The organism is Photobacterium atrarenae (genome assembly GCF_024380015.1).
GTDB classification, from domain to species: Bacteria; Pseudomonadota; Gammaproteobacteria; order Enterobacterales; family Vibrionaceae; genus Photobacterium; species Photobacterium atrarenae.
Window position 1 is genome coordinate 3,429,793 of sequence record NZ_CP101508.1, and the last position, 26,973, is coordinate 3,456,765.

Sequence of the window (26,973 nt, forward strand, 5' to 3'; positions counted from 1 at the left end):
TAAACTTAAAAAATCTTTGCCTTAAACAGCGGAGGCACCAGATACGATTTCCGACAGCTCTTGCGTAATCGCCGCCTGACGGGCTTTGTTGTACACAAGTTGCAGTTCGTCAATCAGGTTACCTGCATTATCTGTTGCTGCTTTCATCGCAACCATTCGAGCGGCCTGCTCACAGGCCAGGTTCTCGACCACACCCTGGTAGACCTGAGATTCGGCATAGCGAACCAGCAGGGTATCCAGCAGGGCTTTTGGCTCAGGCTCATAGATATAGTCCCAAGCGTGGTTGCGCTGCATTTCTTCGTCTTCCGACTTAGGCAAAGGCAGCAATTGATCAATCACTGGTTGCTGTACCATGGTATTTACAAACTTGTTGTAAACCAGGTACAGGCGATCCAATTGGCCTTCATCATATTTCTTCAGCATCACACCAACGGTACCGATCAGCTCATCGACTGATGGCTTGTCGCCCAGGCCAGAGACCTGTGCTTCGACATTACCGCCGTAGCTGTTAAAGAATGCTGTGGCTTTTGCCCCAACCAGGGCCAGATCCACCTCAGCACCTTTGTCTGACCAACCTTTAATGTCTGCCAGGGCTTGCTTGAACAGGTTAATGTTCAGGCCACCACACAGACCGCGGTCAGTTGAAACAATGATGTAACCAACGCGCTTGGCTTCACGCTCCTCAAGATAAGGGTGTTTATACTCGAGGCTACCAAGGGCGATATGACCGATCACTTTGCGCATAGTTTGTGCGTATGGACGCGATGATTCCATGGCATCTTGCGTTTTACGCATTTTAGATGCAGCAACCATCTCCATCGCTTTGGTGATCTTCTGTGTGTTTTTCACACTACCGATCTTGTTACGAATCTCTTTTGCGCCGGCCATCGTTACTCTCCGTTAGTAGGTGATCGCAAGCGATCACCAACCAATTACCAAGTCTGGGTCGCTTTGAAATCTTCAACCAGTTTTACAAACTGAGCTTCGATTTCGCTGTTCCACGCACCCGTTTCATCAACCTGAGATACCAGCTCAGCAAATTGAGCTTTGGCATAAGAAAGCAACGCGGCTTCGAAGTCTGCCAGCTTGTCCAGCTCAACATCGTTCAGGTAGCCTTTTTCCGCAGCAAAGATCACAACCGCCTGCTCAAACACAGACATCGGTGCATACTGCTTCTGCTTCATCAGCTCGGTCACTTTCTGACCGTGGTCCAGCTGCTTCTTGGTTGCATCATCAAGGTCAGACGAGAACTGGGCAAACGCCGCCAGTTCGCGGTACTGTGCCAGGGCAGTACGAATACCACCGGACAGTTTCTTGATGATCTTGGTTTGGGCAGAGCCACCAACACGCGATACAGAGATGCCCGGGTCAACCGCAGGACGGATACCGGCGTTGAACAGTTCTGTTTGCAGGAAGATCTGACCATCGGTGATGGAAATCACGTTGGTCGGTACGAATGCCGAAACGTCACCCGCCTGCGTTTCAATGATCGGCAGAGCCGTCAGAGAGCCGGTGCGGCCTTTCACTTCACCGTTGGTGAATTTTTCTACGTAGTGTTCGTTCACACGCGCAGCACGCTCAAGCAGACGAGAGTGGAGGTAGAAAACGTCACCCGGGAAGGCTTCACGGCCTGGTGGGCGGCGAAGCAGCAGAGAGATCTGACGGTAAGCAACAGCCTGCTTAGACAGGTCATCGTACACGATCAGGGCATCTTCACCGCGGTCACGGAAGTATTCACCCATGGCACAACCTGAGTATGGTGCCAGGTATTGCAGGGCGGCAGCTTCTGAAGCAGAGGCAACAACAACGATGGTGTTTTCCAGCGCGCCGTGCTCTTCCAGCTTACGTACAACGTTGGCAATGGTCGACGCTTTCTGGCCGATCGCAACGTATACAGAGTAGATACCAGAGTTCTTCTGGTTGATGATCGCATCGATCGCCAGCGCCGTTTTACCGATCTGACGGTCACCGATGATCAGCTCACGCTGGCCACGGCCGATTGGGATCATTGAGTCAACCGCTTTGTAGCCGGTTTGAACTGGCTGATCAACCGATTTACGGTCGATGACGCCCGGTGCAATCACTTCAACTGGAGAGAAAGTCTCCGTTTCGATTGGACCTTTACCATCAATTGGCTCACCCAGGGTGTTGACCACACGGCCAAGCAGGGCAGGACCGACTGGTACCTCAAGGATACGGCCGGTACCGGTGACTTTCATGCCTTCCTGAAGGTCAGCATATGGGCCCATCACAACGGCACCAACCGAGTCACGCTCAAGGTTCAGTGCCAGTGCATATCGGCCACCTGGTAATTCAATCATTTCACCTTGCATTACGTCTGCAAGGCCATGGATACGAACAATACCGTCGCTTACCGAGACGATGGTACCTTCGTTACGCGCTTCACTGGCAACGTTGAATTTCTCAATACGCTGCTTGATCAGTGCGCTAATTTCCGTGGAATTAAGTTGCATGCTCCAATTCCCCAAATCAAGACTGCAAAGTATCGCTCAGGCGGGCCAGCTTGCCGCGCACAGAGTTATCGATGACCAAGTCTCCAGCTCTAATAACAACCCCGGCAATCAGGGCCTCGTCTACACTGCAATTCAGCTTAACCTTACGCTCCAGACGCGCTTCTAATTTTGCGCTGATCGCGGCAAGTTGACTATCGTCGAGGGTAACCGCAGAGGTTACTTCGGCATCAATAGTCTTTTCATGTTCATTTTTCAGGAACAGGAACTCGTCGCAGACATCAGGTAGCGCTTTCAGGCGTCCGTTTTCAGCCATGACCTTGATCAGGTTCTGACCGAACTCGTTGAGTTGCTCGCCGCAAACTGAAATGAAGATTTCAGTCAGCTTGTCAGCCGCATAACCGCTATCCAGAATATCGCGGATAGTTTCATCGTTAGCGACTTCGGCAGCAAAGGTGAGCATTTCAGCCCATTGGGCCAGCTCACCTTTCTCAACCGCAAAATCAAAGGCTGCTTTAGCGTAGGGGCGTGCGATAGTAGTCAAATCAGACATGTGCTTGCCCCTTTAATTACAGTTCTGCAGTGACTTTGTTAAGAAGATCAGCGTGCGCATCTTTATCGATAGAACGCTCAATGATTTTCTCAGCACCAATCACAGCCAGAGTCGCAACTTGCTTACGTAGATCATCACGAGCGCGGTTACGTTCGGCGTCGATCTCAGCAAGACCTTGGGCCAGAATTTTGTCACGCTCGGCTTGGGCTTCCGCCTTGGCCTCTTCGATGATTTGAGCTTTGCGTTTATTCGCTTGCTCAACAATGTCAGTTGCAGTTTGTTTTGCTTCTTTTAGTTGTTCAGAAGCATTCGCTTGCGCCAGGTTCAGATCTTTGGCAGCCCTGTCAGCGGCTGCCAAACCGTCAGCAATTTTTTTCTGACGCTCTTCAATCGCTTCCATGATCGGTGGCCATACATATTTCATGCAGAACACGACGAACAGGAAGAACGCGATAGCCTGACCCAGCAAAGTTGCATTCATATTCACAACGGCATCTCCTTAAAAAGGGTTGCTATGGGTCCGTTCGTTTTTAATTAACCAGCTAGTTGGCCAACGAATGGGTTCGCGAATGTGAATAGTAGAGCAATAACGATACCGATCATTGGAACCGCATCAAGCAGACCTGCAATGATGAACATCTTAACTTGCAGCATTGGCGCCATTTCAGGTTGACGTGCTGCGCCTTCAAGGAATTTACCGCCCAGCAGTGCGAAGCCAATCGCAGTACCCAGTGCAGCAAGACCTACAATGATGCCCACGGCAATTGCAGAAAAGCTTAGTAAAGTTTCCATCACTATCTCCAGTTTATAGTTGTCGGCTAAAGTGCCAGTAAAAAATTGAATAATTTACAAAAAATCGTTAATGATTGTCTTCATGCGCCTGAGACAGGTACACAATAGTCAACATCATAAACACGAATGATTGAATTGTAATGACCAGGACGTGGAAAATAGCCCACGGGAGCGAGCCCAGCCATTGTGCCCACCACGGCATCAGTGCCGCGATAAGGATAAACACCACCTCACCGGCAAACATGTTACCGAACAGACGCATACCCAGTGAAATCGGCTTCGCTAGCAGCGATACAACTTCAAGAAGCAGGTTGAACGGGATCATGACCGGATGATTGAACGGGTGAAGTGCCAGTTCTTTGACAAAGCCACCCAGGCCTTTCACTTTGATGCTGTAGTAAATCATCAATGCGAATACACCCAGTGCCATTGCCATGGTGATGTTGACATCAGCAGTTGGTACTACCTTCAGATAAGGAATACCTAACCAGTGCTCTGCCGGATACGGGAGGAAATCGATAGGCACAAGGTCCATCGTATTCATCAGGAATATCCAACAGAAAACGGTCAGAGCCAGAGGAGCAATCAGCGGGTTGCGGCCATGGAAGGTATCTTTGACGTTAGTGTCAACGAACTCTACCAAGATCTCCACAAGACACTGCAGCTTGCCTGGAACTCCTGACGTTGCCTTCTTCGCGACCGAACGAAACAATCCTAAAAAGATCATCCCGGTCAGGACAGAGAAGAAAAGGCTATCTATGTGAACCGTCCAGAAACCACCATCACCCACTGCCAGATTGGTCAGGTGGTGGGTAATGTAGCCCGACGGCGTAAGCGCTTCACCTGGCGCAGCCATAACTCATCCTATTTGTTGTTGTTAATGAATAAAACCGGCCCAAAGATGTTAATTCCGAGAGCCAGCAAATAGGTCAGTTTGAGGGGAACAAGTTCCACCTCGACATACAGGTAAACAACCGCAAAAAGAATGACCGTGATGAGAATTTTGAGCACTTCGCCACCATAGAAGGACGCCATGATCAGCCGTGCCTTGCGGGCACCGCTGAACAAAAACGCACAAGTCGCGAAGACGGTATTGGCGATCACAAAGATGCCACCACCGATGAGTGCGGAGATTCCCCAGTCAACACTGACAGCAAACACTGCCATGATTGCCGTTGTCAAAACGACGCCAGATTGTAGTAACAACAACCGCTTCGCCAATTGGCGGCCCGGTCTTACCAGCGCCGATACCATGTATTCATTCCTCGAGTCCGTTCCACTGCACATACGTCGTGCTGGGAAAACTGCGAAAATTATACGGCTCATCAGGCTGAATGCAATCTAATCACAGCAAAAAAAAGTGTTAGATTTTACAACACAATAACCTGATCACGCCGTGGTAATTTTTGCAACAATATCTCTACGTTTCAGGTCACATTTCGTGACCAAACATTGCAATAAATTGCTCTAGTTTGTGGCCTTCATCAAAACTGAAAGTGATTTTTCCTTTACCGTTTTTCTGTCGATTAATCGCCACTTGGGTGCCGAAATGTTCACTCAGATGATTTTCGGCCGCCTGCAGTTTCGGATCCGGCGTGTGAGACGCCGGCACGGTCTCCGGTTGCAGCAATCGCTTGACCAGCTTTTCAGTGTCACGCACCGTTAACGTTTTGGCTACAACCATCTGCGCCGCTTCCAGCTGCTGCTCATGTGCCAGCGCCAGTAACGCCCGGGCATGGCCCATTTCCAGCTGGTGCTGCTCAACCATCCGCTTCACCGGCTCGGCCAGCTGGTTCAATCGCAGTAAGTTCGAGACTGTTGCCCGTGATTTACCGACCGCTTCAGCGACCTGCTGATGGGTGAGGGAAAACTCTTCCTGCAACCGCGCCAGTGCCTGGGCTTCTTCCATCACATTGAGATCTTCGCGCTGGATATTCTCAATCAGCGCCACGGCAACCGTCGCCCGGTCATCTATAACCTTAATAATACAAGGGACTTTCTGAAGCCCCGCTTGACGGGCGGCGCGCCAACGGCGCTCACCGGCCACAATTTCAAACTGCTGCGGCGCAACTTCCCGCACCACAATCGGCTGAATCACGCCCTGAGCGCGAATCGAGTCGGCCAGCTCAGCCAGCGCCTCATCCGCCATGGCTTTGCGCGGCTGAAACTGTCCCGGTTGCAGCTGGTTCACCGCCAGCTCCTGCAAACGACCATCGGCCGATAACGTCTGTGCCTGATCGGCACGTTGCTGTTTAACTTGAGCTACTGAGCTGGTTGCCAGCAATGCATCCAGGCCTTTGCCCAGGCCCCGTTTACTCATGTTCATGCTTTACCCTTTATGCATCCACCGCACCGGCACGGCGCTCGGTTTCGTCACGGCGAATCATTTCTCCGGCCAGGGCCAGATAAGCCTTGGCACCGCTCGAATACTTGTCGTAATACATGGCCGGTCGGCCATGGCTCGGCGCTTCTGCCAGCCGGACATTACGCGGGATCACTGTGCGATACACCTTTTCACCAAAGTGTTTTTTGATCTGCTCCGACACTTCATTAGCCAGGCGGTTGCGCGGATCATACATAGTCCGCAGCAAACCTTCGATTTTCAGATCACTGTTGACCACCGCGGTCAGCTTGCTGATGGTATCCATCAGGGCGGTCAGTCCTTCCAGCGCGAAGTACTCGCACTGCATCGGAACAAGCACGGAATCAGCTGCAGCCATCGCATTGATTGTAAGAAGGTTCAAAGCGGGGGGACAATCGATAAAGATGAAATCATAGTTATCACGAACTACCTCTAAAGCATTACGCAGACGTACTTCGCGGGCAAACACTTCCATCAGCTTGATTTCTGCTGCAGTGACATCACCATTGGCGGCAATCAGGTGATAGCCGCCAGTGGTGTCGGTGCAGACCACCTGATCAAATGGGGTTTCTTCGACCAGAAGGTCATAAGCTGTTGCATCGACCTGGTATTTATCGATCCCGCTGGCCATGGTGGCATTCCCCTGCGGGTCAAGATCAATGACCAGTACTTTCCGTTGTGTCGCAGCCAGTGAGGCCGCGAGATTGACGCAAGTGGTGGTTTTACCCACACCTCCTTTCTGATTGGCTACAGCTATGACTCTTCCCACGAACAATCCTCATCGTTAATCCTTTGCCGTCAAGATTACTAGATGGCGTTCACCTTCCAGCTCCGGAACTTGCAAAGATTTGACTTCGGTCACAGAACACCAGTCCGGCAGCTCAGTGACCTCTTGTTGGTTAAACTGCCCCTTGAGGGCCATAAAACAGCCATGCTCGGCCGGCAGGTGACGACACCAGGACACCATATCGGTCATCGACGCGAAAGCCCGGCTCAATACTGCATCAAAGCCCTGCTCAGGCTGGAATTCTTCCACCCGGCTTTGGATCGGCGTCACATTGGTGATGGCCAGCTCATGGATCACCTGGCGAATAAAGCGGATCCGTTTGCCCAGGCTGTCGAGCAGGGTAAAGTCCTGCTCCGGGTTCATGATCGCCAGCGGGATCCCGGGCAAGCCCGGGCCAGTGCCGACATCGATAAAGCGCTCGCCCACCAGGTGGGTGCTGACCACGATACTATCGAGAATATGTTTCACGAGCATCTCATCGGGATCGCGGACCGAAGTCAGATTATACGCTTTATTCCATTTGTGGAGCAGGGCGACATACCCCACCAGTTGCTCCAGTTGTCGATCTGTGACCTGTAGATCAGTCTGGGCAATCAGTTGTGCCAAACGCTGTTTCACTGCTGTCTCCTATTCGCCTTTTCTCAGCATGCCTTGTTTTTTCAGATACACCAGCAGCAATGAAATCGCTGCCGGGGTGATCCCGGAAATCCGGGATGCCATGCCGATGGTCTCCGGCTTAGCATCATTGAGCTTGCTGATCACCTCATTGGAGAGGCCTTTGACCAGGCTGTAGTCCAGCTCGAGCGGCAGCTTGGTTTTCTCATGGCGCAGGGATTTCTCCACTTCTTCTTTCTGACGCTCGATATACCCCTGGTATTTGACCTGAGTTTCAACCTGCTCTGCCGCCTGGGCATCTTCATGCGCCGGGCCGAACATCTCGATGTCCATCAGTTGCTTGTAGTCCACCTCAGGACGACGCAACAGATCTTCACCGCTGGCTTCGCGGACGATCGGCGTTTTGAGGATCGCATTGACCTGATCCACCTGATCCGAATTCGGGGTGATCCAAATCCCCTGCAGGCGCTGACGCTCCTGCGCGATGTTTTCCATTTTTTGGTTAAAGCGTGCCCAGCGCGTGTCGTCAACCAGCCCGAATTCGCGGCCGATTTCCGTCAGGCGCAGATCGGCATTGTCTTCGCGCAGCAGCAGGCGGTATTCGGCCCGGGAAGTAAACATCCGGTACGGCTCTTTGGTGCCCATAGTGGACAAATCGTCAATCAATACGCCCATATACGCCTGATCGCGACGCGGGCTCCAACCTTCTTTATCCTGTGCCTGCAACGCAGCGTTCATCCCGGCCAGCAGGCCCTGGGCAGCAGCTTCTTCATAGCCTGTGGTGCCGTTAATCTGGCCAGCAAAGAACAGGCCATCGATAAATTTGGTTTCAAAGGTCTGCTTGAGATCGCGCGGGTCGAAGAAATCATACTCAATCGCATAACCCGGACGAATGATGGCGGCATTTTCAAAGCCCTTCATCGAGCGGACAATCTGCATCTGAACATCAAACGGCAGGCTGGTGGAGATCCCGTTCGGATACAGCTCATGGGTCGTCAGGCCTTCCGGCTCGATGAAGATCTGGTGGCTGTTCTTATCGGCAAAACGCATCACCTTGTCTTCGATCGACGGACAGTAACGCGGGCCGATCCCTTCGATCACCCCGGAGTACATCGGGCTGCGATCCAGATTGCTGCGGATCACTTCATGGGTCTGCTCATTGGTATGGGTGATAAAGCACGGGATCTGGCGGGGGTGATCCGAGGCTTTGCCCATAAACGAGAACAGCGGCGTCGGGTTATCGCCGTGCTGTGCCTGCAGCTGGCTGAAATCCACCGTGCGCGCATCAATACGTGGCGGTGTCCCGGTTTTCAGACGATCCACCCGAAACGGGAGTTCGCGCAGGCGGTTCGCCAGGGCGATCGATGGCGGATCCCCGGCACGGCCACCGCTATAGTTATCCAGGCCGATGTGGATCTTGCCGCCGAGGAAAGTCCCGACCGTCAGTACCACAGTTTTGCCGCGGAATTTCAGTCCCATTTCGGTGACGACACCGACCGCACGATCATTGTCGACGATCAAGTCATCTACGGCTTGCTGGAACAGCATCAGGTTTGGCTGGTTTTCCAACTTTTCGCGGACGGCTGCCTTGTACAGGGCACGATCTGCCTGGGCACGGGTGGCACGAACGGCCGGGCCTTTGGATGAGTTCAGGGTCCGGAACTGGATCCCGCCCTTGTCGATCGCCTGGGCCATCAGGCCTCCCAGGGCGTCCACTTCTTTAACCAGGTGTCCTTTCCCGATCCCGCCAATGGCTGGGTTACATGACATTTGCCCCAGCGTATCGATGTTATGCGTTAAAAGTAAGGTTTTCTGTCCCATTCGGGCAGCTGCCAATGCGGCTTCAGTACCGGCATGGCCGCCACCAACGACGATGACATCAAAGTTATCCTGGTAAAACATGAAACTACCTCAGGTATTCAAAATCGCCAGCGCGTATCTACGAGCAAAGGTGGATCATTCTATCCTTTTTCTGAGGCTGAGAGAATCTTTCCTGACGATCATTTGATCCGGGAAATCGAAGCACTTAAATATATATAAGATCTTTTTAAAGATCTTTTATTGGATCTACTATTAGGATCATCGGATCGTGTGGATAAGCGTCAAATGATCCTAATGATCATGGTGTTAGAGAGGATCATTTGTTGTGGAGCGGCATGGATCTTCGTAAGGATTAGCTGGGATCAAAAAGCGTAGTTATCAACAAGCCCTCGGGCACCTGGATCTTATTCAATGGATAACTATGGGTTGATCACCGTTTAGATCTATAGTTATCCACAGAAAAAAGTTTAATTTTGACCTGTTTTGGGTGTATTTTTTGCCGCCTTTTTAATCGCCAAGGTTATTTTTCCAGGCTTCCAGCCAGGTTTCCGCCGGATCTTCCGGGACCGGATCCTGCGACACATCAATTTCCAATCGCTCTCCCAGGCGGCGGGCGCCTAAAGATCCCAGCAACTGATCGATGTTTTTCGCGGCGGCGCAGAAGGTGTCATAGCTGCTGTCCCCGAGGCCGATGATTCCGTATGCCAGTGGGCTCAGGTCGGGTTGCTCGCCGGCCAGCTGCTCGGTGAACGGCACAAAGTTATCCGGATACTCGCCAGCGCCATGGGTGGAGCAGACCACCAGCCAGGTGTTGTCGGTGTTGAGCGTTGCCAGATCGGCCTGGTTGACTATCTCGGTGCTGTGGCCGTCTTGCTCCAGTAGCTCGGCGAGGTGGTCCGCAACGTATTCGGCGCCCCCCAGGGTGCTGCCGGTAATTAGCGTAATGTGGCTCATGTTGCCCTCTCTCCATCAATTATTCACAGGCATTGTACTGGCTTTGACGCCGGAGAAAAGCGGCAATTGGTGGGTTTTTTCAGCTTTCAGCCACAGTGTTATACACAAGCGATCCGGATCGGATGGCCGCGCGGATCCCTGAGGCGGGGTCTGGCAGGATCCGCCCCTCGAGCTGTATGCGTGGATGGGAGGATCCTGCTTCAGGGATCGTTGCAAAGGGGATAGGGGCCAGATCCACGAGCGGGGAACTGGCGGTCACTCGGCAGCAGGTGCTGTTTCTTTCTGGACGGAACTGAAGGGGCGTTTGGAGATGGCCTGTGAGCAAGAGTGCTTTTGGGTTGCTTTTCGGTTGGTGGGTTTGATACTCGCGCTGGAATTTGAATCAAAAAGCCATCGAAATAATGTCTTTTGATGAACTATCCGGAATTTCCGGATAGTTCACTTTATATTGGGAGGTAAACGGCCGAGCGTTCTCTGCTTGAAAATTGTTGTCGCGTGTTAACCAAATTGGATCTGGCAGTTGTTCGGAATAATCGAACAACTCAATTTTCGTCCGCTTGGCCTTGAGCAAATATGCTATCGTAGCTGTCGCTCATGGCTTATTGCTGCTTGTTTTCCTCAGCTCGTTGAACGGCCTCATAAATTTCTAGTTTCAACGCTATAGAATACTCATCGTCATACAGAATTGAGCTAATGATTTTATGCAGTAGCTCTTTATCAATAACGTTATCGGCGACCCAAACCGCGATGTTTTCCATTTCGCGAACAAAATGCTGCACGATGTAGTCAAATCCGTTGAGCTCTAAAAAGTAGGCTCCGAGTGCCAGAGATGAGCGTTTATTGCCATCGTTGAAGGCATGGTTTTTGTTGATGGAAAACACTAAGTGCGTCAGCTTGTCTTCGATTTCAGGGTAATACCAGTCGTTTTGAATATGCTCTAGTGGGCTTTCAAGTTGACCGATATCTTTTGTTCCCGTTAAACCGCCTGATTTTTCGATGATCCAATCGTGGGTACTCACTGCGTACGTCACATCGAAGTAAAAGTACCGTGGCTGAGCGTCGTCGGTCATATCAGCGGTCCTTCAAACGTTTGAATACGGCCAATGTTTCAGGATCGCTGAGCTGCTCTTCAAGAGACTTGCTTTTCTCGCCAAGGAAGCGTTCAAAGTCTGCTTCCGGTACGGATTTAATGTAAGCCTCCAGCTTTTCATGCAAAGCATCTCTAAAGCACAAGTCTCTACTGGCCATTTTTGTTCTGGCATCGGTTATCAGCGGCCTAAAGAGAGGATGCTGCTCAAAACTGGCAAACAGCAGCTCAGCTTCTTTTTGCGTCAATGGACGGCCCAGGCTGGTACTCTGGCGCTCTAGCTCGTGAGCGATGCCTGATTCAAAACTTGCGATAAGCGTGAGCACTTCAGAGTACATGGTTTCACGGATCTTATCCTTTTCGGCCAGCTTGAGTATTTTCTTATACTCCGCTGCATTCTCATGGAAAATGCTTTGGTAGATCAGGTTAGTAAAGCGGCCATACTTCCACTTATTACCGTCTACGTATTTGTCCAAGGCGTCTGTAAACTGTTTTCGGTAGTTTTCCTCCTGGAACGCCGCCATCAAGTAATCTTGATCGCGCTGGTTGATGAACTTGGTATGACCCCCTGCGCGTTCTGCGAGTACATCAATCACAATATCGAGTACACGAGAGCGCAGTTCTTTGGCGCGTTCACTGTCAGTGAGCAGCATGCCAAGGTTCAAAATGGCACGAAAAGAGAAAATCCCTAACACGCTGGTTTTGGTACCGTCATCGATGTCGGTACCATGGCTTAAAGCTTTGAATTCTCTAAGTTTTGAGCCTCTTAATATTTGGTAGCCATTGTTTTTCAACTCATCTGCATGGCTGGATAAATAGCGTTCAATCGTACGTTCACTGATTTCAAACAATTCCATGACTTGTTGCTTAGTGAACACCGCTTCACCATTAAACTGAACACCACCTAATGCGAGGTGTTGCTCTGCTTTTTGCAGAGCGTAACGGTTATTCAGAATGTTTTGCCTGTCATGCAAAGACTCAGTGAGATCTTTAGCCATGCTGGTTCTCCTGTGGTCCAGTTGTACCTTGCTTCATCATGTCAAAAATCAGCTCAACATAACTTGCCATTACCTGTGGGTCTTTGAGTAGCGTTCGGGCGATATCGCCTTCTTTCAGCAGAGCCTGCACGACAGCTTGCTTCACCGCCTGTGGCAAGTCGCCCTTGAGGGCAATCGACTTCTCATGTTTCTCTACCTGCTCAACTACAATCGGGTTCTCTGTCACGCGGGTAATAGTACCGTTGGCAAAGTTTCGGCGGCCTGGTTCATCGCCGACATCGCCAAATAGTTCGTTGAGGCGGCGAATGATATCGGCAAGAAACGCCTGTTCGCGATCGGTTGGGTCGTTGTAATTGGGGCGGATAGGCTCAAGTACCTGATTAACCGCTTCTGGAATTGGCTCTTTGTCATACTTGATTTTGAATTTCTCTAACACCAGAGCACTGAGGTCGATGTTTTCTGGTGTTACCCCTTTCAATCGACGTGATAGCAAATGGGCAAATGCGGCAAAGTTTTCCAGTTCAGGATCACCAAACTCAATCAATTGCGCCATATAGCTGTAGTGCTTCACAAATCGAGCCAAATCTGACTTAAAACGCATCAGTGCTTCGCGCTGCTTGGTGAACTCGCTGCGTTGCGACTCTGCGTAGTTCGCCGCTTTTTCATCACCCGCAAGGTGCGCTTTGTTGTATTGCTGATCCCAATGGTTTGCAGCATCAACCAGCTCTTTCAGCTTAACGTTGAACACATTGGTAGGGCGTTGTGTGGCAGCTAGCAGCTTTTTGTGCGCGTGTGACTTTTTGTCGGGAGCTTGGCCGAGAATAGATTTACCACGCGCTTGTTTAAACAACTCTAAATCTTGATGGTTGTAGATGCTTTGCTCATCCAGAATCCCTTTGATGTCATAGATGACGTTTACATCTTGCACTTCGTTGAGCTGCGCGCCTTTGTCGTACTTTTTGAACGCATTGAGAATGGTCTGCGGTTCATTTGCAAAATCAATCACGTAAGTGGTGTCTTTGCCCGGGTAGGTGCGGTTCAGGCGCGATAGAGTTTGTACCGCTTCTACATCTGAGATCTTCTTATCCAAATACATGGCAACCAGTTTTGGTTGGTTAAAGCCCGTTTGGAACTTGTTGGCGACTAGCATGACGCGATATTCGGTTTTCTCGAACTCGTGGCGCAGATCAGCCCCATGTGTGTCGGGATTTAAGTTGTACTCGGTGTACTCTTTGTCGAAATCAATCCCCAGTGGGTCTTGGCTGTCTTCATCACCCAAATCTTTACCGGGTACTTTGCCTGAGAAGGCAACCAAGGCTTGAATACCTTCGATACCATGTTTTTTGATGTACTTATCAAAGGCGAGCTTGTATTTCACTGCCTGCGGCCTGCCTGATGTCACCACCATGGCTTTGGCTTCACCTTCCAGAAGGTGAGCGATATTGGCTTTGAAGTGCTCAATAATGAATTCGACTTTTTGGCTAACCGTGGTTGGGTGCAGTGACATCCAACGAGCCAAAGCGCGACGGGCTTGTTTGCTGTCTACGCGCTTCTCATCCAGATTGTTCTCACCAATTTTGTAAGCCGTATCGTAGTGGGTGTAATTCTCCAGCACATCGAGAATAAAGCCCTCATCAATGGCCTGACGTTGGGTGTAGAGGTGGAACGATTCTGGTTTGTTTTCATCTGACACTGGCTGGCTAGGGTCTTTCGGGCGACCAAACAGCATCTTAGTGCTGTGCTTGGGTGTTGCCGTAAAAGCAAAGTGCGAGACGTTCTTGGGCATGGCACGCGCTTCTTGCACCTTAGTAAGAATGTCCTCAATACTCATTTGCTCCAACTCTTGAGGGCTCAGGTTTAGCGTAAGCGCTGCGCGTAAACCTTTGGCGGTAGAGCCAGTTTGCGAGGTATGAGCCTCATCAATGATCACAGCAAAGTTACTTTGCGCCAAAGATTGATTGGTCAGAATTGCCTCTAATGCATATGGGAAGGTTTGAATCGTCACCACAATGATCGGCGTGCCTGTTAGCAGTGCTTCTGTCAGCTGTTTTGATTTCGACTCGCTACTCTTTTCGCGGTCAATGGCCTTGATCACCCCATATTGATGATCGAGCTGCTGCACCGCATCTTGCAACTGCGAATCCAGCACGGTGCGGTCGGTCACAATGATCACGGATTTAAAGACCGCTTTACCATCGGTGCTGCGTAAACGAATCAAATCATGGGCTGTCCATGCGATGGTGGAGGTTTTGCCTGAGCCTGCGCTGTGCTCACAAAGATACTGCATGCCTGCGCCATTCTGGCGGGCATCGTCAATCATCTTGTTTACCGCATCAAGCTGATGGTAACGGGGGAAAATTTGCGTCTCTTTACGCTGAACCTTGCCATTGCTATCGGCGACTTCTTTGGTTTCGACATACACGAAGCTGTAGAAGATACGCAGCCAGTTATCTTTTTGGGCGATCTCTTGCCAGAAATAGCTGACCGGATACTCTCCATCTTCACCCGGCAAGTTGATGTGCACGGGCAAATCAGAGGTAGAACCGTCATGACCTTTATTGAAGGGCAGAAAATAGGTGTTTTCTCCCGCTAGTTTGGTCGCCATGGCGATTTCTGTATCAGACATGGCAAAATGCACCACTGCACCGCGTTTAAAGGTTAACAGCGGCTCTTTGCGCTTGGTTTTTGGGTCAACGGGCAAGCGGTCTTGCTTGTACTGTGCAATGGCTGATTCTATCGATTGAGTGAAATCGGTTTTTAGCTCGGCGGTGGCTACGGGTAGGCCGTTGATAAAGAACACCAAGTCAATTTCCCACTCGCGAGTCGGGCAATATTTCAGTTGGCGCACCACGCGCAAAATGTTGTGCTCATAACGGGCAATACGCTCTTCATTGCGCGCATCTTCGGGTTTGCGTTGGCCCATGGCAATGGTGCCGCAACCTGCAATGGTAAAGCCTTTACGCAATACATTAATGGTGCCACCTGTTTTACTGGCAAGTGCTTTTTCTAAGCGCTCCAGTAGCACCTGCTCGGCATTCGCACCATGCAGTTTACTCAGCTTGTGCCAGGCATCTGGCTGGGTGGCCTTTACCCAAGTTATGACATCTTGCGGGTAAATGGCGCTCTGCTGGTCATAGTGGCTGGAATGGCCTTCTTTCCAGCCATTGCTCACCAACTGCTCGGTAATATATTGTTCAAAATGTACTTCGTGATGTGCTGCCATTACACCGCCTCCCTGACGTCGATTTTCCCTGTTACCACTGCGCTGATCAGCGATGTGCGGTGTTCTTTGAGTAGTTCTATTGAATCTAAAACTTCAAGCACCAAACGATCGATTTGACTGGTTTTATTCTTTATACCTCGCACTATAGATTGTTGTTCCGGAAGCTCTGGAGCAGGTATAGGCATGTTTAAAATGGTGCCTTGTCCGATATTCAACATAGAACTACTGGTGCCAGTAGCGTCAATTTCAATTTGTTCTCGTGCTTGGTCAGAAGCTAGATAAAAAGCAAAAAACTCTGGGTCAGCTTTCTCTAGGTCCAATTTGATTCGGTAAATTTTGTCGCATAGCAGTAGGTTATCGTAATCACGGTCAGGAACAGCTGCGCTACCCACCCACTCCTTAGCATTTGCCCTTGAAACGAGTAAATCACCTTTTTTGATGGTGTACTCTTTCCTTGGCTCAAGTTCTTCTGGCAGTTTTTTGTTCTGTTCTGGATTAAAAATCCCACGATTTACACAGCCAACTTTAACTACCCCCCAAGTGTGATCGTCCGGTACTGGTGTACTTTCACATTGAGGGCTCCAGCCTTGTTCTATGCTGAGTACATCATATTTAATTTTTTTCACCACCCAATGCTTCGGCACTTGCCCAATCCACTCAATGCCAGAATCCTGCATCTCCACATTAGGGTTAAGCCCCTTAGTGACCACATGGCTGATCAGTGCTTGGCGTTTTTCTTTCAGTAGCTTAATAAAGGTCTGCTTTTCTTCGATCAGACTGTCGATGCGCTGGGTTTCGCGATCAAGGAATGTCGCTATGGCTTTTTGTTCCGAATCGTTTGGGATGTAAACAGCACAATCTGCGATATCTTTGAAAGAAATGGTTTGTCTTATCCCTGCGCCCAATGTTTTCATATGGCGCACATCAAACAGATAAAGCAACCATCTGAGGTAGGCTTTATCAACAACACCTAACGATTTGAGGACGATATAGCCTGAGCTAACGATAACGTCGATATCTGCCAATGCTGTTCGCAAACTCTTCAAGTCATAGTTCAGATTCAGAGGGTTGACGAGAAACTCTCCGGACAATACCTCTTGGTATGCAGCCTTTGTCTCCTCGCTTAAACGTTCTGAATCTTTGAACACGACGTGCCCAAAACTAATAGAACCACAAGGTAGTTCTAAATTATGTGTCTTCGTTTTTTCGTTGAGTAGGAACTTGAATTTATTCTTGGTCCAATGCTTAGGAACCTTCCCTAACCAACTAATATCACTTTGCTGATACTCAGTGTACGGACGCATCATTCCGCCACCTCATTCAGCAGTGCCTGAATACGCGCTTCACATGCTTTTAGCTCACCGTCAATTACACCCAACTCGCGTGGCGGTACGTACTGGTAGAAATAGCGGTTAAAGTTAATTTCATAGCCGACAATGCCCACTTCACCGTCTTTTTCATCACGCACTGAGTGATCGATAAAGGCATCCGGCACATGTGGCAGCACTTCTTGCGCAAAGTAATCTTCAACATCACGATCAAAGGGAATGCTTTCAGTGTCTTTGAGTTTCGGGTCAGCGATCACTTGGCCTTTTTCATTTAATGCTGGCTCGAATTGCGGATCAACTTTTACAAAATGCGCGGTTAAGGCCGTAGCCAGTGCCTTCGGGCACTTACCAAAGTCACCTTTATTGTGATTTTGTTTCGTTGCCAAATGTGCCCATTCATAAGATTGAAGGCCAAGGTTATCTTTAAGGTATTGTGCCCAAGCGGTTTGTTGCGCTGGTTTGAGCTTTTGGAACGCCGCTAAGTCTTTCAGCTGGGCGATACCCTCCTCGGTAATATTGAGCTTGGCGCGCAGCGGACGTTGAATGGTGACTTTGCGGTAGGCAAAATCGGTGGTGCTAAAGAGCTTGCAGTTATCACTGGCTTCAAAGCCATCGTACGCACGGACAATATCGTCAATCTGTTCATCACTGAGATATTTGCGCTTACTGCCTTGCGATTTACGCATTGGCGTCCAGATGTCTGCCAAGTTAATCAGTTGTACTTGGTTCTTGCGTCTTGCCTCTTTATGGTTAGACAAAATCCAGATGTAGGTGCCAATTCCGGTGTTGAAGAACATATCGGTTGGCAGGGCAACAATCGCTTCTACCAAGTCTTGTTCTAGCAGCCAACGGCGGATTTCTGATGGGCCTGAGCCTGCATCACCGTTAAACAGCGGCGATCCAGAGAGCACGATGCCGACGCGGCCACCGCCGTTTTCGGGCGTTTCCATTTTTGATACCAAGTGCAACAAGAACAGCATGGAGCCATCAGAGATACTTGGTAGACCAGGACCAAAACGACCAGCGTAGCCAAGGTTTTTGTGTTCTTTAGTCACTTCGGTTTTGGCTTTATCCCACTTAATGCCAAAAGGCGGGTTGGCAAGGCCGTAGTGGAACTTATCGGCACGTAACTGATCGTCGGATAGGGTGTTGCCTTGCTTGATGCTGTTGGCATCAAAGCCACGGATCATCATATTTGTCAGCGCCATAGCATGGGTCGCGGGGTCGAGCTCTTGACCAAAAGGCACGACTTTGGCGCTGCTGCCCATTTCTTCAATTTGGCTGATAGCATCGGAAAGGAAGCCGCCCGTACCACAGGTTGGGTCATAGATGGTGCGGATCACGCCCTTTTCACTAAAGATGTCTTCGTCTGCCGCTAATACAAGTTTAGTGGCAAGGCGAACGGCATCGCGCGGGGTCATGAATTCCCCGGCCTTTTCATTGACTGAGCTGGCGAACTTAAAAATAAGCTCTTCATAGGCATCTGACAAGACGCGATCAGACACCACATCAGGATGTAGGTCGAGATTGGCAAAGTAGCTCACCATGCGATAAAGCAGCTTGGCTTTTTCCAGATCTTCTATGGTTTGACCAAATTTAAACTCATCAAAGATCGTACGAACGTTTTTGCTGAACTGGCTGATGTAGTGTTTTAGGTTGTCGCCTGTGTCTGATGCACCTAAGGTTTCTAGGCTGTATTCACTGGTGTTGTAAAAGGCGAATCCCGCAACTTCTGGCAACACTAAACCAAGGTCAATGCCCGATTGTTTCTCGGCCAGATAGAACTTGCGTACTTCTTCACGGGTGGGTTCCAACACGCATTCAATACGACGCAGTAGCAAAAAAGGCAGGATGATGCGTGCAAAGTCGGTGTGTTTGAAATCACCCCATAGGTCATCTGCCATACGCCAAATAGCACTGGAGAGTTTGGCGCTTTGTTCTTTGTCTTGTAAGTTCATTGATACTGCCTAAATAAAGTTAAATCGTTAAAAATCAGTTTGTTGCTTTGTTGTTGTTTTACCAGCTAGTTAAGCATTTCGGCTAAAGATGGCTTGCCAACGACAAAACGCATTGCGGTGCCTGTCGGTCCATTGGGTGCAAATCACGTAGGTTTTTTCATCTCGCTGGGCCACTTTAGTGGTGGAGTAGCGGTTTCGCTCTTTGGCATCTTTGGCTGCACTGCGAATGTCTTCTGGCCGTGGTGATTTAGCCAGTTTAAGCACCGGGAATGACAACCCAAAGGTGTTGCGACAATAGGTTAGCTGCGTGAGGTTTTCTATTTCACTCTGTGGTAGAGCGTGTTCAACCAGGTCTTGGATAGCTTCGGTTATCTCGGCATTGCTGATTTTGTTTTGTGCTTGGCTGTGTGAGGCCTCCTGCGCTTCTGCTTCATTTTCAAGGGCAACAGAAAACGGAAAGCCTTTGGCCTGAACGGACATTGCTAAAAACACGTTAATGGCCTGCTCAATCGGTAAACCTAATTCAGCAAAGATACTCGTTGCTTTTTCAAGTAGTTGAGGGTCTATCTTGGTTGCTATCATATGGTTCACAAAACCTACAAATTGTAATTTTTGTATCTTAGCGGGTTTGGTGTGTAGTGGCGAGTGCTTGGGTCAAAAAAGCGAGAATAAATGGGTGTAGGGATTGTTTTGGATGAGGGAGATGTACTGTACCGTTTTGTACCGTTTTAACTGTACCGGATAATCGCGGTACAGTTGTTTGTTTGAATCCATCTAACCAGTCTTTATCCAGCTCATCAAAGCTAAGATCATGTTTCCCGCAGTAGAACAGCAGGTGCTAACGAGCTGAAAGCCATATCGAATGGTTGGAAGTTGAGGTGGTTTGTTCTTTGATATCAACTTGCCGTTGAAAGTAATCAATGAAGCTAGCTGAACGCTTGGTTCGATCCTCAAAACCGTGCTTTTGGGATTGCCACTCAACCAGCCGTTTACTCTTAATGGTTTCGGCGAGAAGCATATGTTCTTTGTTGTGTTGGCGCTGGGTGGGTGTTTTAGGTTTGTCGTGAACGTACAGGTCTAAGGTTTCGTAGCTGCGCTTACGTTTATTTTGGCGTCCACCTTGCGTATTTGTGGTGTAGCCATAGTCATAAACTAAGCGTAGTGAGCGTGTGCCGTCAGTTCTAAGTGTTCGTTTTTCAATGGAAATTTTCATTTTAGCCCCCAATTGGTCCCCAATACGGCATTTATCATGTCATTGGGGGCCAACTGGGGACTAGATTTGGCAATTAACGGCAACGGATGGAAATAAACGGCAAATGACGATCTAATAAAATCAGCGTGTTATCTGCCGTTTCTTGCTGTTGTTTTCCGTTATTTGCCTACTTTACTTGCCGATACAGAAGGAGGTAAAGATCCGGCCGAGCAGGTCGTCGGAGGTGAACTCCCCGGTGATCTCACTGAGGTGCTGCTGCGCCAGGCGCAGCTCTTCGGCCAGGATCTCGCCGGCCATGAAACCTTCGAGCTGGTCACGGCCGGTTTCCAGGTGGCTTGCAGCGCGCTCCAGCGCTTCGAGGTGACGACGCCGGGCCATAAAGCCCCCTTCGGTGGTGCCGCTAAAGCCCATGCACTCCTTGAGGTGTTCACGCAGGCTGTCGACCCCGTCGCCGGTGCGGGCGGAGAGGCGGATCAGGGTTGGATTGTTGACATGGCAGATCCCACTTGGCTCGCCGGTCAGCTCGACCTTGTTGCGGATCACCGTCAGGCCCATATGGTCTGGCAGGCGCTCGATAAAGTCCGGCCAGATTTCTGCCGGGTCGGTGGCCTCTGTGGTGGTTCCGTCGACCATAAACAACACCCGATCAGCCTGGCGGATTTCATCCCAGGCGCGCTCGATCCCGATTCGTTCCACTTCATCCGAGGCTTCACGCAGGCCGGCGGTATCGATGATGTGAAGCGGCATGCCATCAATGTGGATATGCTCGCGTAACACGTCCCGGGTGGTGCCGGCAATGTCGGTGACAATGGCGCTGTCTTTCCCGGACAGTGCGTTGAGCAGGCTGGATTTGCCGGCATTGGGGCGGCCGGCGATGACCACCTTCATCCCTTCGCGGATAATTGCGCCCTGGTTGGCTTCGCGCCGCACGTCGTCCAGGCGTGAGATGATGTCATGGAGATCGCCGCTGACCTTGCCGTCGGAGAGAAAGTCGATTTCTTCCTCCGGAAAATCGATGGCGGCCTCGACATAAATCCGCAGGCGGATCAGCGATTCCACCAGGTCATTGACCCGGGTCGAGAAGGCCCCCTGGAGCGACTGGAACGCGCTTTTCGCTGCTTCCTCGGAGCTGGCATCAATCAGATCGGCAATCGCCTCGGCCTGGGCCAGATCCAGCTTGTCGTTCATAAAGGCGCGCTCGGAGAATTCCCCCGGACGTGCGGCGCGAATGCCGTCAATTTGCAGGATGCGGCGGATCATCATATCCATCAGCACCGGGCCGCCGTGGCCTTGCAGTTCGAGGACATCTTCACCGGTAAAGGAATTCGGGCCCTGGAAGAACAGGGCTATGCCCTGATCCAACGCGCTGCCGTCTTCGTTTTTGAAGGGGAGGTACTCCGCGAAGCGGGGTTTGAGCGCCCGTCCGGCGACGGCCTGGGCGACGTCCTTCGCCTTGGGGCCGGAGACGCGAATAATACCGACGCCGCCACGTCCCGGTGGGGTGGCTTGGGCAACAATGGTATCCGTATGTTCGTTCATCATGAGAGCTTGGCTTAACAATAGCGTGGTTATGATGCTGCAATTGTAATCAGAGTTGGGGGGATTGCCCAGTGATCGCAATGAAACAGGCATCTTCGAAACGAAAGAAGGCGACCCCGGGGCCGCCTTCTTGGTCTTGCGCGAGGCTAGATTACTTGGAATGCAATCCCTGCTTCTCCAGCGAACGGTAGATCAGCGTTTGCTGGATCAGCGTCACGATGTTCGAGACCAGCCAGTACAGCACCAGGCCGGACGGGAACCACAGGAAGAAGAAGGTGAACATCACCGGCATGAAGGTCATGATCTTCTGCTGCATCGGATCCGTGATGGTGGTCGGGCTCATCTTCTGGATCAGGAACATGGTCACACCCATCAGCAGCGGCAGGACATAGTACGGATCCTGGGCTGACAGATCGTGAATCCAGGCGAAGAATGGCGCGTGACGCAGTTCAACCGACTCCATTAGGGCCCAGTACAGGGCGATGAAGATTGGCATTTGCAGCAAGATTGGCAGACAGCCACCCAGCGGGTTGACCTTCTCTTTCTTGTACAGCTCCATCATTTCCTGGCTCATGCGCTGGCGGTCGTCGCCCAGACGCTCACGCATCGCCTGCAGTTTCGGCTGCAGCATGCGCATTTTCGCCATCGAGGTGTACTGCGCCTTGGTCAGCGGGTACATAGCACCCCGGACAATGAAGGTCAGGATGATGATCGCGACACCCCAGTTCACCACCAGTCCCTGAATGAAGGACAGCAGGCTGTGCAGCGGGCTGGCGATGAACCACAGCCAACCGTAATCGACGGTCAGGTTCAGGTTCGGCGCTGTGGCTTCCATTTGATCCTGAAGCTTCGGGCCCACCCACAGGGTTGAAGTTAGTGTTTGCTCACTACCCGGTGCGATGGTGGTGACCGGCAGGCGGACACCGATGTAACCCAGGCCGTTGCTGGTACGGGTGTAGAGGTTTGTTGCTTCGTCTGTGCGCGGGATCCAGGCAGACACGAAGTAGTGCTGCATCATCGCAGCCCAGCCTTGCTGAGCGATCGTCAGATTCAGGTTTTTGTCCTGCATATCTTCGAAGCTGTACTTCTCGTATTTGGTGTCATCCGCCGAGTAGGCACCGCCACGATAAGTCGGCATCGCCAGGTTACCGCCGTCATCGAGCAGGTTCTGCTTCAACTGGGCGTACATCTGCACGCTGGCGGCGTTGTCTGTTGTGTTGTTGATGGTGTAGGTGACATCCACCGCGTAGCTGCCGCGCTTGAGGATGTAAGTTTTGGTGTACTCAATGCCGTCTTTGCTGTAGGTCATCGGCACGCGCAGCTCGTCCTGGCCGTCCGCTAGGGTGAAGCTGTCAGCGCTCACGCGCAGTTGGGCGCGGCCGGCCGTGGTGTCAATCCCGTTGGCACCAATCAGACCCGACTGGGCATTAAAGATGTGGCCAGCTTCGTTTTTCAGCAGGACAAACGGGTCTTCGGAATCGAGTTCGTTGTCATAAGCCAGCAGTTTGGCTTCAAGAACGTCACCGCCAAGCGTATCGACTGTTAGCGCCAGTACATCGGTGTTAATGGTGATCAGGTTATCAGATGTGTCTTGGTCAGTAATTGGCTGGCCATCACCGGAATGTGAAGGTACATCACCACTGTTGTTGACTTGTTGCGCTACACCCTGTCCTTGTGGTTGAGGGGCATTGTCCATGGTCCACTGCTGATACAGCAGGAACGAGACAAACAGTAGGGCAATTAACAGAATATTGCGTTGGGAATCCATCGTTACTTATCTCTGTCGTTATGCTTGGTTGGCGGAACGGGGTCATAACCCCCGTTAGTTAAAGGATGACATCTTAATAGACGTTTCGTCGCGAACCAACAACCTTTTAACGCTCCATGCGCTTTTATTGATTCAACCGCGTACTGGGAACAGGTCGGGGTAAAACGGCAGCGTGGTCCGATAAGCGGACTGATGGCCAGTTGGTAAAAGCGGACTAGTCTAATGACTAGCCACGCGAGCGGCGAGACAGGCGATGCCATAGCTTATCTAGCAACTTATAGAGCTCTTCATTGCTCAGCTCCTGGGCACTTTTCTTGGCAATAACGACAAAATCACAGGCTGGCAGATCGGCTTGCTTGCAGCGAAAGCTTTCGCGGACAAGGCGTTTGAACTTGTTTCTGCCGACAGCAGTTTTGATCTGTTTTTTCGGGACAGCCAAACCGAGGCGTGGATGGTCAAGGCCGTTAGGGCGGGCAAGAATGGTTAAGTGTGGAGAGCCAGCACGGTGAGCTTGCTGGAAGACGTTTTTATAATGTTCGGGAGTTAACAGACGTAACTCCCGAGAGAAAGCGTGCTTACTCAAAATAATCAAAGATTACTTAGACAGACGCTTACGGCCTTTCGCGCGACGTGCGTTGATTGTTGCGCGACCGTTCTTAGTAGCCATGCGTGCACGGAAACCGTGAGTACGCTTGCGCTTTAGAACTGAAGGTTGAAAAGTGCGTTTCATGGGTTTTACCTTAAATTAACTGATCAGTTTTTAAGTTTTTGTTTCCGAGTTCCGACGGCAAAGCATCGGGCCTCTTTACAAAGAGGCGGAATTGTAATCACTGGCCTGAAAATAGTCAATGATTATGCCCGCAGTTAACTACGGGCGCTGAATTATACTGCTTGTGACGTTGAGTGCAAGGATCCTTCGCGGATCCCGACCTTGTTCAGGAACTTTTTCAGCCGCGGATCCTGTGGGTTGGTGAAGATCTGATCCGGCTTGCCCTGCTCGACAAACTCGCCGTCGGCCATAAAGATCACCCGATCGGCGACTTCACGGGCAAACTGCATTTCATGGGTGACCACCAGCATGGTCTGGTGGCGGGTGGCCAATTTCTGCATCAGGGTCAGCACCTCGCCGACCCATTCCGGATCGAGCGCTGAAGTCGGCTCGTCAAACAGCAATAGCTCGGCTTCCAGGGCCATCGCCCGGCCAATGCCCACCCGTTGCTGCTGGCCGCCGGAGAGGGCGGCGGGGTAGTGATCGCCCTTATCACTCAGGCCGATGTCATCGAGGATCTGCTGGGCGCGCGCATAGGCGTCCTGCTTGGCCCAGCCTTTGACGGTGATCAGCCCCTCGGCAATGTTCTGACGCGCCGTCAGATGGGCAAACAGGGCGTAGTTCTGAAACACGAACCCGGTCTTGCGGCGCAGGGCCAGGATGTCGCGCTTGGCCGCCTGCGGGCAGTCGACGGTGACATCGCCGATGCTGATTTGGCCGTCATCGGCGGTTTCTAAGAAATTGAGACAGCGCAGCAGAGTTGATTTGCCGGTCCCGGACGGGCCGATCACCACCACAATCTCGCCTTTTTCGATCGTTAAATCAATGCCGGAGAAAATCGTAGTCTCGCCAAAGCGCTTGGCCAGGTGACTCATTTTGATCATCGTGTGTATGCCTTATTGAGTTTGGTTTCCGCCCAGTTCTGGACCCGGGTCAGGACTAGCACGATCCCCCAGTAAATCAGGGCCACGGCGAGGAAGGCTTCAAAAAACTTAAAGCTGGATGAGGCTTCCATCTGGGCCTTGGCCATGATTTCGGCGACGCCGAGGGTAAAGGCCAGCGACGTCGACTTGATCATATCGATGAAATAGTTCATCAAGGAGGGCAGGGCCACCCGGCTGGCTTGCGGCAGGATGATCCGGCGCATGGCCTGGAGTTCGGTCATCCCAATCGACAGGCTGGCTTCCATCTGGCTACGGTCGATACCGATAATCGCCGCCCGGATGGTTTCGGCCTTATAGGCGGCAAAGTGCAGGCTCAGGCCGATGACCGCAGCACTGAAAGCATCTAAGCCGACAAATACCGGAAAAACCTGCGGCAGGCCGTAGTAGAGCAGAAACAGCTGGACCAGTAGCGGCGTGCCGCGAAAGAAACTGATATAGAGCTGGCTGAGCTGATCCAGTACCGGGACCCGGTAGATACGTAGCAGGGCCAGCACCAGGGCCAGCACCAAGGCAAACAGCAGCCCCCAGACCGCCATATTCAGGGTTGTGCCCAAATATTTCAGCAGGATCGGCATCAGCGACAGCATGTAGTCAAAATCAAAACCCATAGCAGACAGGTATTCCGTAATCAATTGGGTGAATAGAAGCGACAAAAGACCCACCTCGCGGTGAGCCTTCTAGTATATGGAACTTTGAGGGGAAATGTCTTGAGCGAATTTTAGCGGGTAATATCGGCGTCAAACCACTTCTGGGAAATCTCGGCCAGGGTGCCGTCTTCGCGCATGGATTTCAGGGCTTGATTGACGTCATCACGCAATGCTTCGCCTTTTTCATTGTTCATGAACGGCCAGGCATTTTCGATGCGCTCGAACGGTTCGCCGGCCAGTTGCAGCGGCAGGTTGGCTTTTTTGATCAGCTCAACCGACGACAGGCGGTCCATCACGAAGGCATCGGTCCGGCCCAGAGCGACATCGTGCTCTATGCCGGTTTCATAAGTCTTGATGTTGATCTTGCCGTCTTTGTCCAGTTCGCGCAGCAGTTGCTCGTAGTTCGAGCCCAGGTTCACCCCGACGGTTTTACCGTCCAGATCGGCGGTGCTCTTGATGCTGTCGTTACCTTTACGAACGACCAGTTGGGCACCGTCAATCACATACGGATCGGCGAACAGGTATTTGGCCTGACGCTCTTTGGTGATGGTGATCTGGTTGGAAATGGTGTCGATCCGGCCGGTTTCCAGCAGGCCGAACAGGCCGGAGAAGTTGGCGGTCACGAACTCGACATTGTAATCGTTGCGCTTGCCGATTTCGTTCCACAGATCGACTTCAAAGCCTTGCAGCTGGTCTTGTTTGACGAAAGTAAACGGGAAGTAGCGGCCTGACATGCCGACTTTGACATCGGTTGCCGCCATGGCCGCCTGGCTGGCGGTCAGCGTCAGTGCCACCGCGGTGAAGGTTGTTTTAATCCAGCGTTTCATCCAGCTTACTCCTCAGATGCTGTCATGGATGGCTTGTTTATTGATAATCCTATCTTTTTACACCGGGATCGTTTAATAACGAGGAGTTATTACTCATAACGAAAGGTTCGGATGAGGATCCGCGATCTTCTCCCTGTTGTGAATAGTATTGTGGGTAAGGGGCGATGACATTGTGTTGATCTTTGGAATGGGTGTGCGATCAGTGTGTATAAGTCGGATCTTATTCACCGGATCGCGATCTCTTTGCTGGCGATCCGAAGCCAGCAGGTATAAAATTGCATCCCTTTCGTGTTTTACTTTTCAGTGTGGAGTCGAGC

Annotated in this window: 26 protein-coding genes and 1 pseudogene; all 27 read right to left on the reverse strand. The window is 51.1% G+C overall.

The window, feature by feature from the left end:
• Positions 1-21: 21 nt before the first annotated feature.
• On the reverse strand, positions 22-888 hold the full coding sequence (gene atpG, locus NNL38_RS15975; RefSeq protein WP_255388987.1) for a F0F1 ATP synthase subunit gamma: 867 nt from the start codon (positions 886-888) through the stop codon (positions 22-24).
• A 44-nt stretch (positions 889-932) separates the two neighbouring features.
• Entirely contained in the window at positions 933-2,474 is a 1,542-nt protein-coding gene (gene atpA / locus NNL38_RS15980) for a F0F1 ATP synthase subunit alpha (protein ID WP_255388988.1), read from the reverse strand.
• Between the two features lie 16 nt (positions 2,475-2,490).
• On the reverse strand, positions 2,491-3,024 hold the full coding sequence (atpH, locus tag NNL38_RS15985; protein ID WP_255388989.1) for a F0F1 ATP synthase subunit delta: 534 nt from the start codon (positions 3,022-3,024) through the stop codon (positions 2,491-2,493).
• Between the two features lie 16 nt (positions 3,025-3,040).
• On the reverse strand, positions 3,041-3,511 hold the full coding sequence (gene atpF, locus NNL38_RS15990; RefSeq protein ID WP_255388990.1) for a F0F1 ATP synthase subunit B: 471 nt from the start codon (positions 3,509-3,511) through the stop codon (positions 3,041-3,043).
• Positions 3,512-3,558: 47 nt separating this feature from the next.
• Positions 3,559-3,816, reverse strand: a complete 258-nt coding sequence (gene atpE, locus NNL38_RS15995) for a F0F1 ATP synthase subunit C (protein ID WP_005302247.1) — start codon at positions 3,814-3,816, stop codon at positions 3,559-3,561.
• A gap of 67 nt (positions 3,817-3,883) precedes the next feature.
• The gene (atpB, locus tag NNL38_RS16000; protein WP_255388992.1) at positions 3,884-4,672 is read right to left on the reverse strand and encodes a F0F1 ATP synthase subunit A; all 789 of its coding nucleotides are present in this window, start codon (positions 4,670-4,672) and stop codon (positions 3,884-3,886) included.
• Positions 4,673-4,680: 8 nt separating this feature from the next.
• Positions 4,681-5,070 (reverse strand): F0F1 ATP synthase subunit I, encoded by a 390-nt coding sequence (locus NNL38_RS16005; protein ID WP_255388994.1) that lies wholly within the window; start codon positions 5,068-5,070, stop codon positions 4,681-4,683.
• 178 nt (positions 5,071-5,248) lie between these two features.
• Entirely contained in the window at positions 5,249-6,136 is an 888-nt protein-coding gene (locus tag NNL38_RS16010) for a ParB/RepB/Spo0J family partition protein (RefSeq protein WP_255390671.1), read from the reverse strand.
• Between the two features lie 16 nt (positions 6,137-6,152).
• Positions 6,153-6,947 (reverse strand): ParA family protein, encoded by a 795-nt coding sequence (locus NNL38_RS16015; protein WP_255388995.1) that lies wholly within the window; start codon positions 6,945-6,947, stop codon positions 6,153-6,155.
• A 15-nt stretch (positions 6,948-6,962) separates the two neighbouring features.
• Positions 6,963-7,583 (reverse strand): 16S rRNA (guanine(527)-N(7))-methyltransferase RsmG, encoded by a 621-nt coding sequence (gene rsmG / locus NNL38_RS16020; RefSeq protein ID WP_255388997.1) that lies wholly within the window; start codon positions 7,581-7,583, stop codon positions 6,963-6,965.
• A gap of 9 nt (positions 7,584-7,592) precedes the next feature.
• On the reverse strand, positions 7,593-9,482 hold the full coding sequence (mnmG, locus tag NNL38_RS16025) for a tRNA uridine-5-carboxymethylaminomethyl(34) synthesis enzyme MnmG (RefSeq protein ID WP_255388998.1): 1,890 nt from the start codon (positions 9,480-9,482) through the stop codon (positions 7,593-7,595).
• A gap of 426 nt (positions 9,483-9,908) precedes the next feature.
• Positions 9,909-10,355 (reverse strand): FMN-binding protein MioC, encoded by a 447-nt coding sequence (gene mioC / locus NNL38_RS16030; RefSeq protein ID WP_255389000.1) that lies wholly within the window; start codon positions 10,353-10,355, stop codon positions 9,909-9,911.
• A 599-nt stretch (positions 10,356-10,954) separates the two neighbouring features.
• Complete coding sequence (locus tag NNL38_RS16035; RefSeq protein WP_255389001.1) at positions 10,955-11,425, reverse strand: type II toxin-antitoxin system death-on-curing family toxin; 471 nt, start codon at positions 11,423-11,425, stop codon at positions 10,955-10,957.
• 1 nt (position 11,426) lies between these two features.
• Positions 11,427-12,440: a DNA-binding protein gene (locus NNL38_RS16040; protein WP_255389002.1), complete on the reverse strand. Its 1,014-nt coding sequence runs from the start codon at positions 12,438-12,440 to the stop codon at positions 11,427-11,429.
• The gene (locus tag NNL38_RS16045) at positions 12,433-15,663 is read right to left on the reverse strand and encodes a type I restriction endonuclease subunit R (protein ID WP_255389003.1); all 3,231 of its coding nucleotides are present in this window, start codon (positions 15,661-15,663) and stop codon (positions 12,433-12,435) included. The genes NNL38_RS16040 and NNL38_RS16045 overlap by 8 nt, the downstream gene beginning before the upstream one ends.
• Positions 15,663-16,970: a restriction endonuclease subunit S gene (locus NNL38_RS16050; protein WP_255389004.1), complete on the reverse strand. Its 1,308-nt coding sequence runs from the start codon at positions 16,968-16,970 to the stop codon at positions 15,663-15,665. Before NNL38_RS16050 ends, NNL38_RS16045 begins: the two co-directional genes overlap by 1 nt.
• The gene (locus NNL38_RS16055; protein ID WP_255389005.1) at positions 16,967-18,949 is read right to left on the reverse strand and encodes a type I restriction-modification system subunit M; all 1,983 of its coding nucleotides are present in this window, start codon (positions 18,947-18,949) and stop codon (positions 16,967-16,969) included. The genes NNL38_RS16050 and NNL38_RS16055 overlap by 4 nt, the downstream gene beginning before the upstream one ends.
• A 69-nt stretch (positions 18,950-19,018) precedes the next feature.
• On the reverse strand, positions 19,019-19,531 hold the full coding sequence (locus tag NNL38_RS16060) for a type II toxin-antitoxin system RelB/DinJ family antitoxin (protein ID WP_255389006.1): 513 nt from the start codon (positions 19,529-19,531) through the stop codon (positions 19,019-19,021).
• A gap of 181 nt (positions 19,532-19,712) precedes the next feature.
• Positions 19,713-20,162: pseudogene (locus NNL38_RS16065) on the reverse strand (phage integrase SAM-like domain-containing protein); the annotation flags it as partial.
• A 171-nt stretch (positions 20,163-20,333) separates the two neighbouring features.
• Positions 20,334-21,701, reverse strand: coding sequence for a tRNA uridine-5-carboxymethylaminomethyl(34) synthesis GTPase MnmE (gene mnmE / locus NNL38_RS16070; RefSeq protein WP_255390672.1), 1,368 nt, complete (start codon positions 21,699-21,701; stop codon positions 20,334-20,336).
• Positions 21,702-21,852: 151 nt separating this feature from the next.
• Positions 21,853-23,469 carry a membrane protein insertase YidC gene (yidC, locus tag NNL38_RS16075; RefSeq protein WP_255389008.1) on the reverse strand — a complete coding sequence of 539 codons (1,617 nt, stop codon included), beginning with the start codon at positions 23,467-23,469 and terminating at the stop codon, positions 21,853-21,855.
• Positions 23,470-23,471: 2 nt separating this feature from the next.
• Entirely contained in the window at positions 23,472-23,729 is a 258-nt protein-coding gene (gene yidD / locus NNL38_RS16080; protein WP_255389009.1) for a membrane protein insertion efficiency factor YidD, read from the reverse strand.
• A complete protein-coding gene (gene rnpA, locus NNL38_RS16085; RefSeq protein WP_439651359.1) occupies positions 23,696-24,061 on the reverse strand; it encodes a ribonuclease P protein component in 366 nt (121 codons plus the stop codon). The genes yidD and rnpA overlap by 34 nt, the downstream gene beginning before the upstream one ends.
• A gap of 3 nt (positions 24,062-24,064) precedes the next feature.
• The gene (gene rpmH / locus NNL38_RS16090) at positions 24,065-24,199 is read right to left on the reverse strand and encodes a 50S ribosomal protein L34 (protein WP_004411068.1); all 135 of its coding nucleotides are present in this window, start codon (positions 24,197-24,199) and stop codon (positions 24,065-24,067) included.
• A gap of 152 nt (positions 24,200-24,351) precedes the next feature.
• Complete coding sequence (locus NNL38_RS16095; RefSeq protein ID WP_255389010.1) at positions 24,352-25,122, reverse strand: amino acid ABC transporter ATP-binding protein; 771 nt, start codon at positions 25,120-25,122, stop codon at positions 24,352-24,354.
• The gene (locus tag NNL38_RS16100; RefSeq protein WP_255389012.1) at positions 25,119-25,790 is read right to left on the reverse strand and encodes an amino acid ABC transporter permease; all 672 of its coding nucleotides are present in this window, start codon (positions 25,788-25,790) and stop codon (positions 25,119-25,121) included. The genes NNL38_RS16095 and NNL38_RS16100 overlap by 4 nt, the downstream gene beginning before the upstream one ends.
• 110 nt (positions 25,791-25,900) lie before the next feature.
• Complete coding sequence (locus tag NNL38_RS16105) at positions 25,901-26,656, reverse strand: amino acid ABC transporter substrate-binding protein (RefSeq protein WP_439651360.1); 756 nt, start codon at positions 26,654-26,656, stop codon at positions 25,901-25,903.
• Between the last annotated feature and the right edge of the window lie 317 nt (positions 26,657-26,973).

Bases quoted from the DNA above. Each gene is read 5' to 3' on its own strand.
- atpG (WP_255388987.1), bottom strand. From the start codon at position 888: ATGGCCGGCGCAAAAGAGATTCGTAACAAGATCGGTAGTGTGAAAAAC.
- atpA (WP_255388988.1), bottom strand. From the start codon at position 2,474: ATGCAACTTAATTCCACGGAAATTAGCGCACTGATCAAGCAGCGTATT.
- atpH (WP_255388989.1), bottom strand. From the start codon at position 3,024: ATGTCTGATTTGACTACTATCGCACGCCCCTACGCTAAAGCAGCCTTT.
- atpE (WP_005302247.1), bottom strand. From the start codon at position 3,816: ATGGAAACTTTACTAAGCTTTTCTGCAATTGCCGTGGGCATCATTGTA.
- atpB (WP_255388992.1), bottom strand. From the start codon at position 4,672: ATGGCTGCGCCAGGTGAAGCGCTTACGCCGTCGGGCTACATTACCCAC.
- NNL38_RS16005 (WP_255388994.1), bottom strand. From the start codon at position 5,070: ATGGTATCGGCGCTGGTAAGACCGGGCCGCCAATTGGCGAAGCGGTTG.
- NNL38_RS16010 (WP_255390671.1), bottom strand. From the start codon at position 6,136: ATGAGTAAACGGGGCCTGGGCAAAGGCCTGGATGCATTGCTGGCAACC.
- mnmG (WP_255388998.1), bottom strand. From the start codon at position 9,482: ATGTTTTACCAGGATAACTTTGATGTCATCGTCGTTGGTGGCGGCCAT.
- mioC (WP_255389000.1), bottom strand. From the start codon at position 10,355: ATGAGCCACATTACGCTAATTACCGGCAGCACCCTGGGGGGCGCCGAA.
- NNL38_RS16035 (WP_255389001.1), bottom strand. From the start codon at position 11,425: ATGACCGACGACGCTCAGCCACGGTACTTTTACTTCGATGTGACGTAC.
- NNL38_RS16040 (WP_255389002.1), bottom strand. From the start codon at position 12,440: ATGGCTAAAGATCTCACTGAGTCTTTGCATGACAGGCAAAACATTCTG.
- NNL38_RS16045 (WP_255389003.1), bottom strand. From the start codon at position 15,663: ATGGCAGCACATCACGAAGTACATTTTGAACAATATATTACCGAGCAG.
- NNL38_RS16050 (WP_255389004.1), bottom strand. From the start codon at position 16,970: ATGATGCGTCCGTACACTGAGTATCAGCAAAGTGATATTAGTTGGTTA.
- NNL38_RS16055 (WP_255389005.1), bottom strand. From the start codon at position 18,949: ATGAACTTACAAGACAAAGAACAAAGCGCCAAACTCTCCAGTGCTATT.
- NNL38_RS16060 (WP_255389006.1), bottom strand. From the start codon at position 19,531: ATGATAGCAACCAAGATAGACCCTCAACTACTTGAAAAAGCAACGAGT.
- mnmE (WP_255390672.1), bottom strand. From the start codon at position 21,701: ATGAACGAACATACGGATACCATTGTTGCCCAAGCCACCCCACCGGGA.
- yidC (WP_255389008.1), bottom strand. From the start codon at position 23,469: ATGGATTCCCAACGCAATATTCTGTTAATTGCCCTACTGTTTGTCTCG.
- yidD (WP_255389009.1), bottom strand. From the start codon at position 23,729: ATGGCATCGCCTGTCTCGCCGCTCGCGTGGCTAGTCATTAGACTAGTC.
- rpmH (WP_004411068.1), bottom strand. From the start codon at position 24,199: ATGAAACGCACTTTTCAACCTTCAGTTCTAAAGCGCAAGCGTACTCAC.
- NNL38_RS16095 (WP_255389010.1), bottom strand. From the start codon at position 25,122: ATGATCAAAATGAGTCACCTGGCCAAGCGCTTTGGCGAGACTACGATT.
- NNL38_RS16100 (WP_255389012.1), bottom strand. From the start codon at position 25,790: ATGGGTTTTGATTTTGACTACATGCTGTCGCTGATGCCGATCCTGCTG.
- NNL38_RS16105 (WP_439651360.1), bottom strand. From the start codon at position 26,656: ATGAAACGCTGGATTAAAACAACCTTCACCGCGGTGGCACTGACGCTG.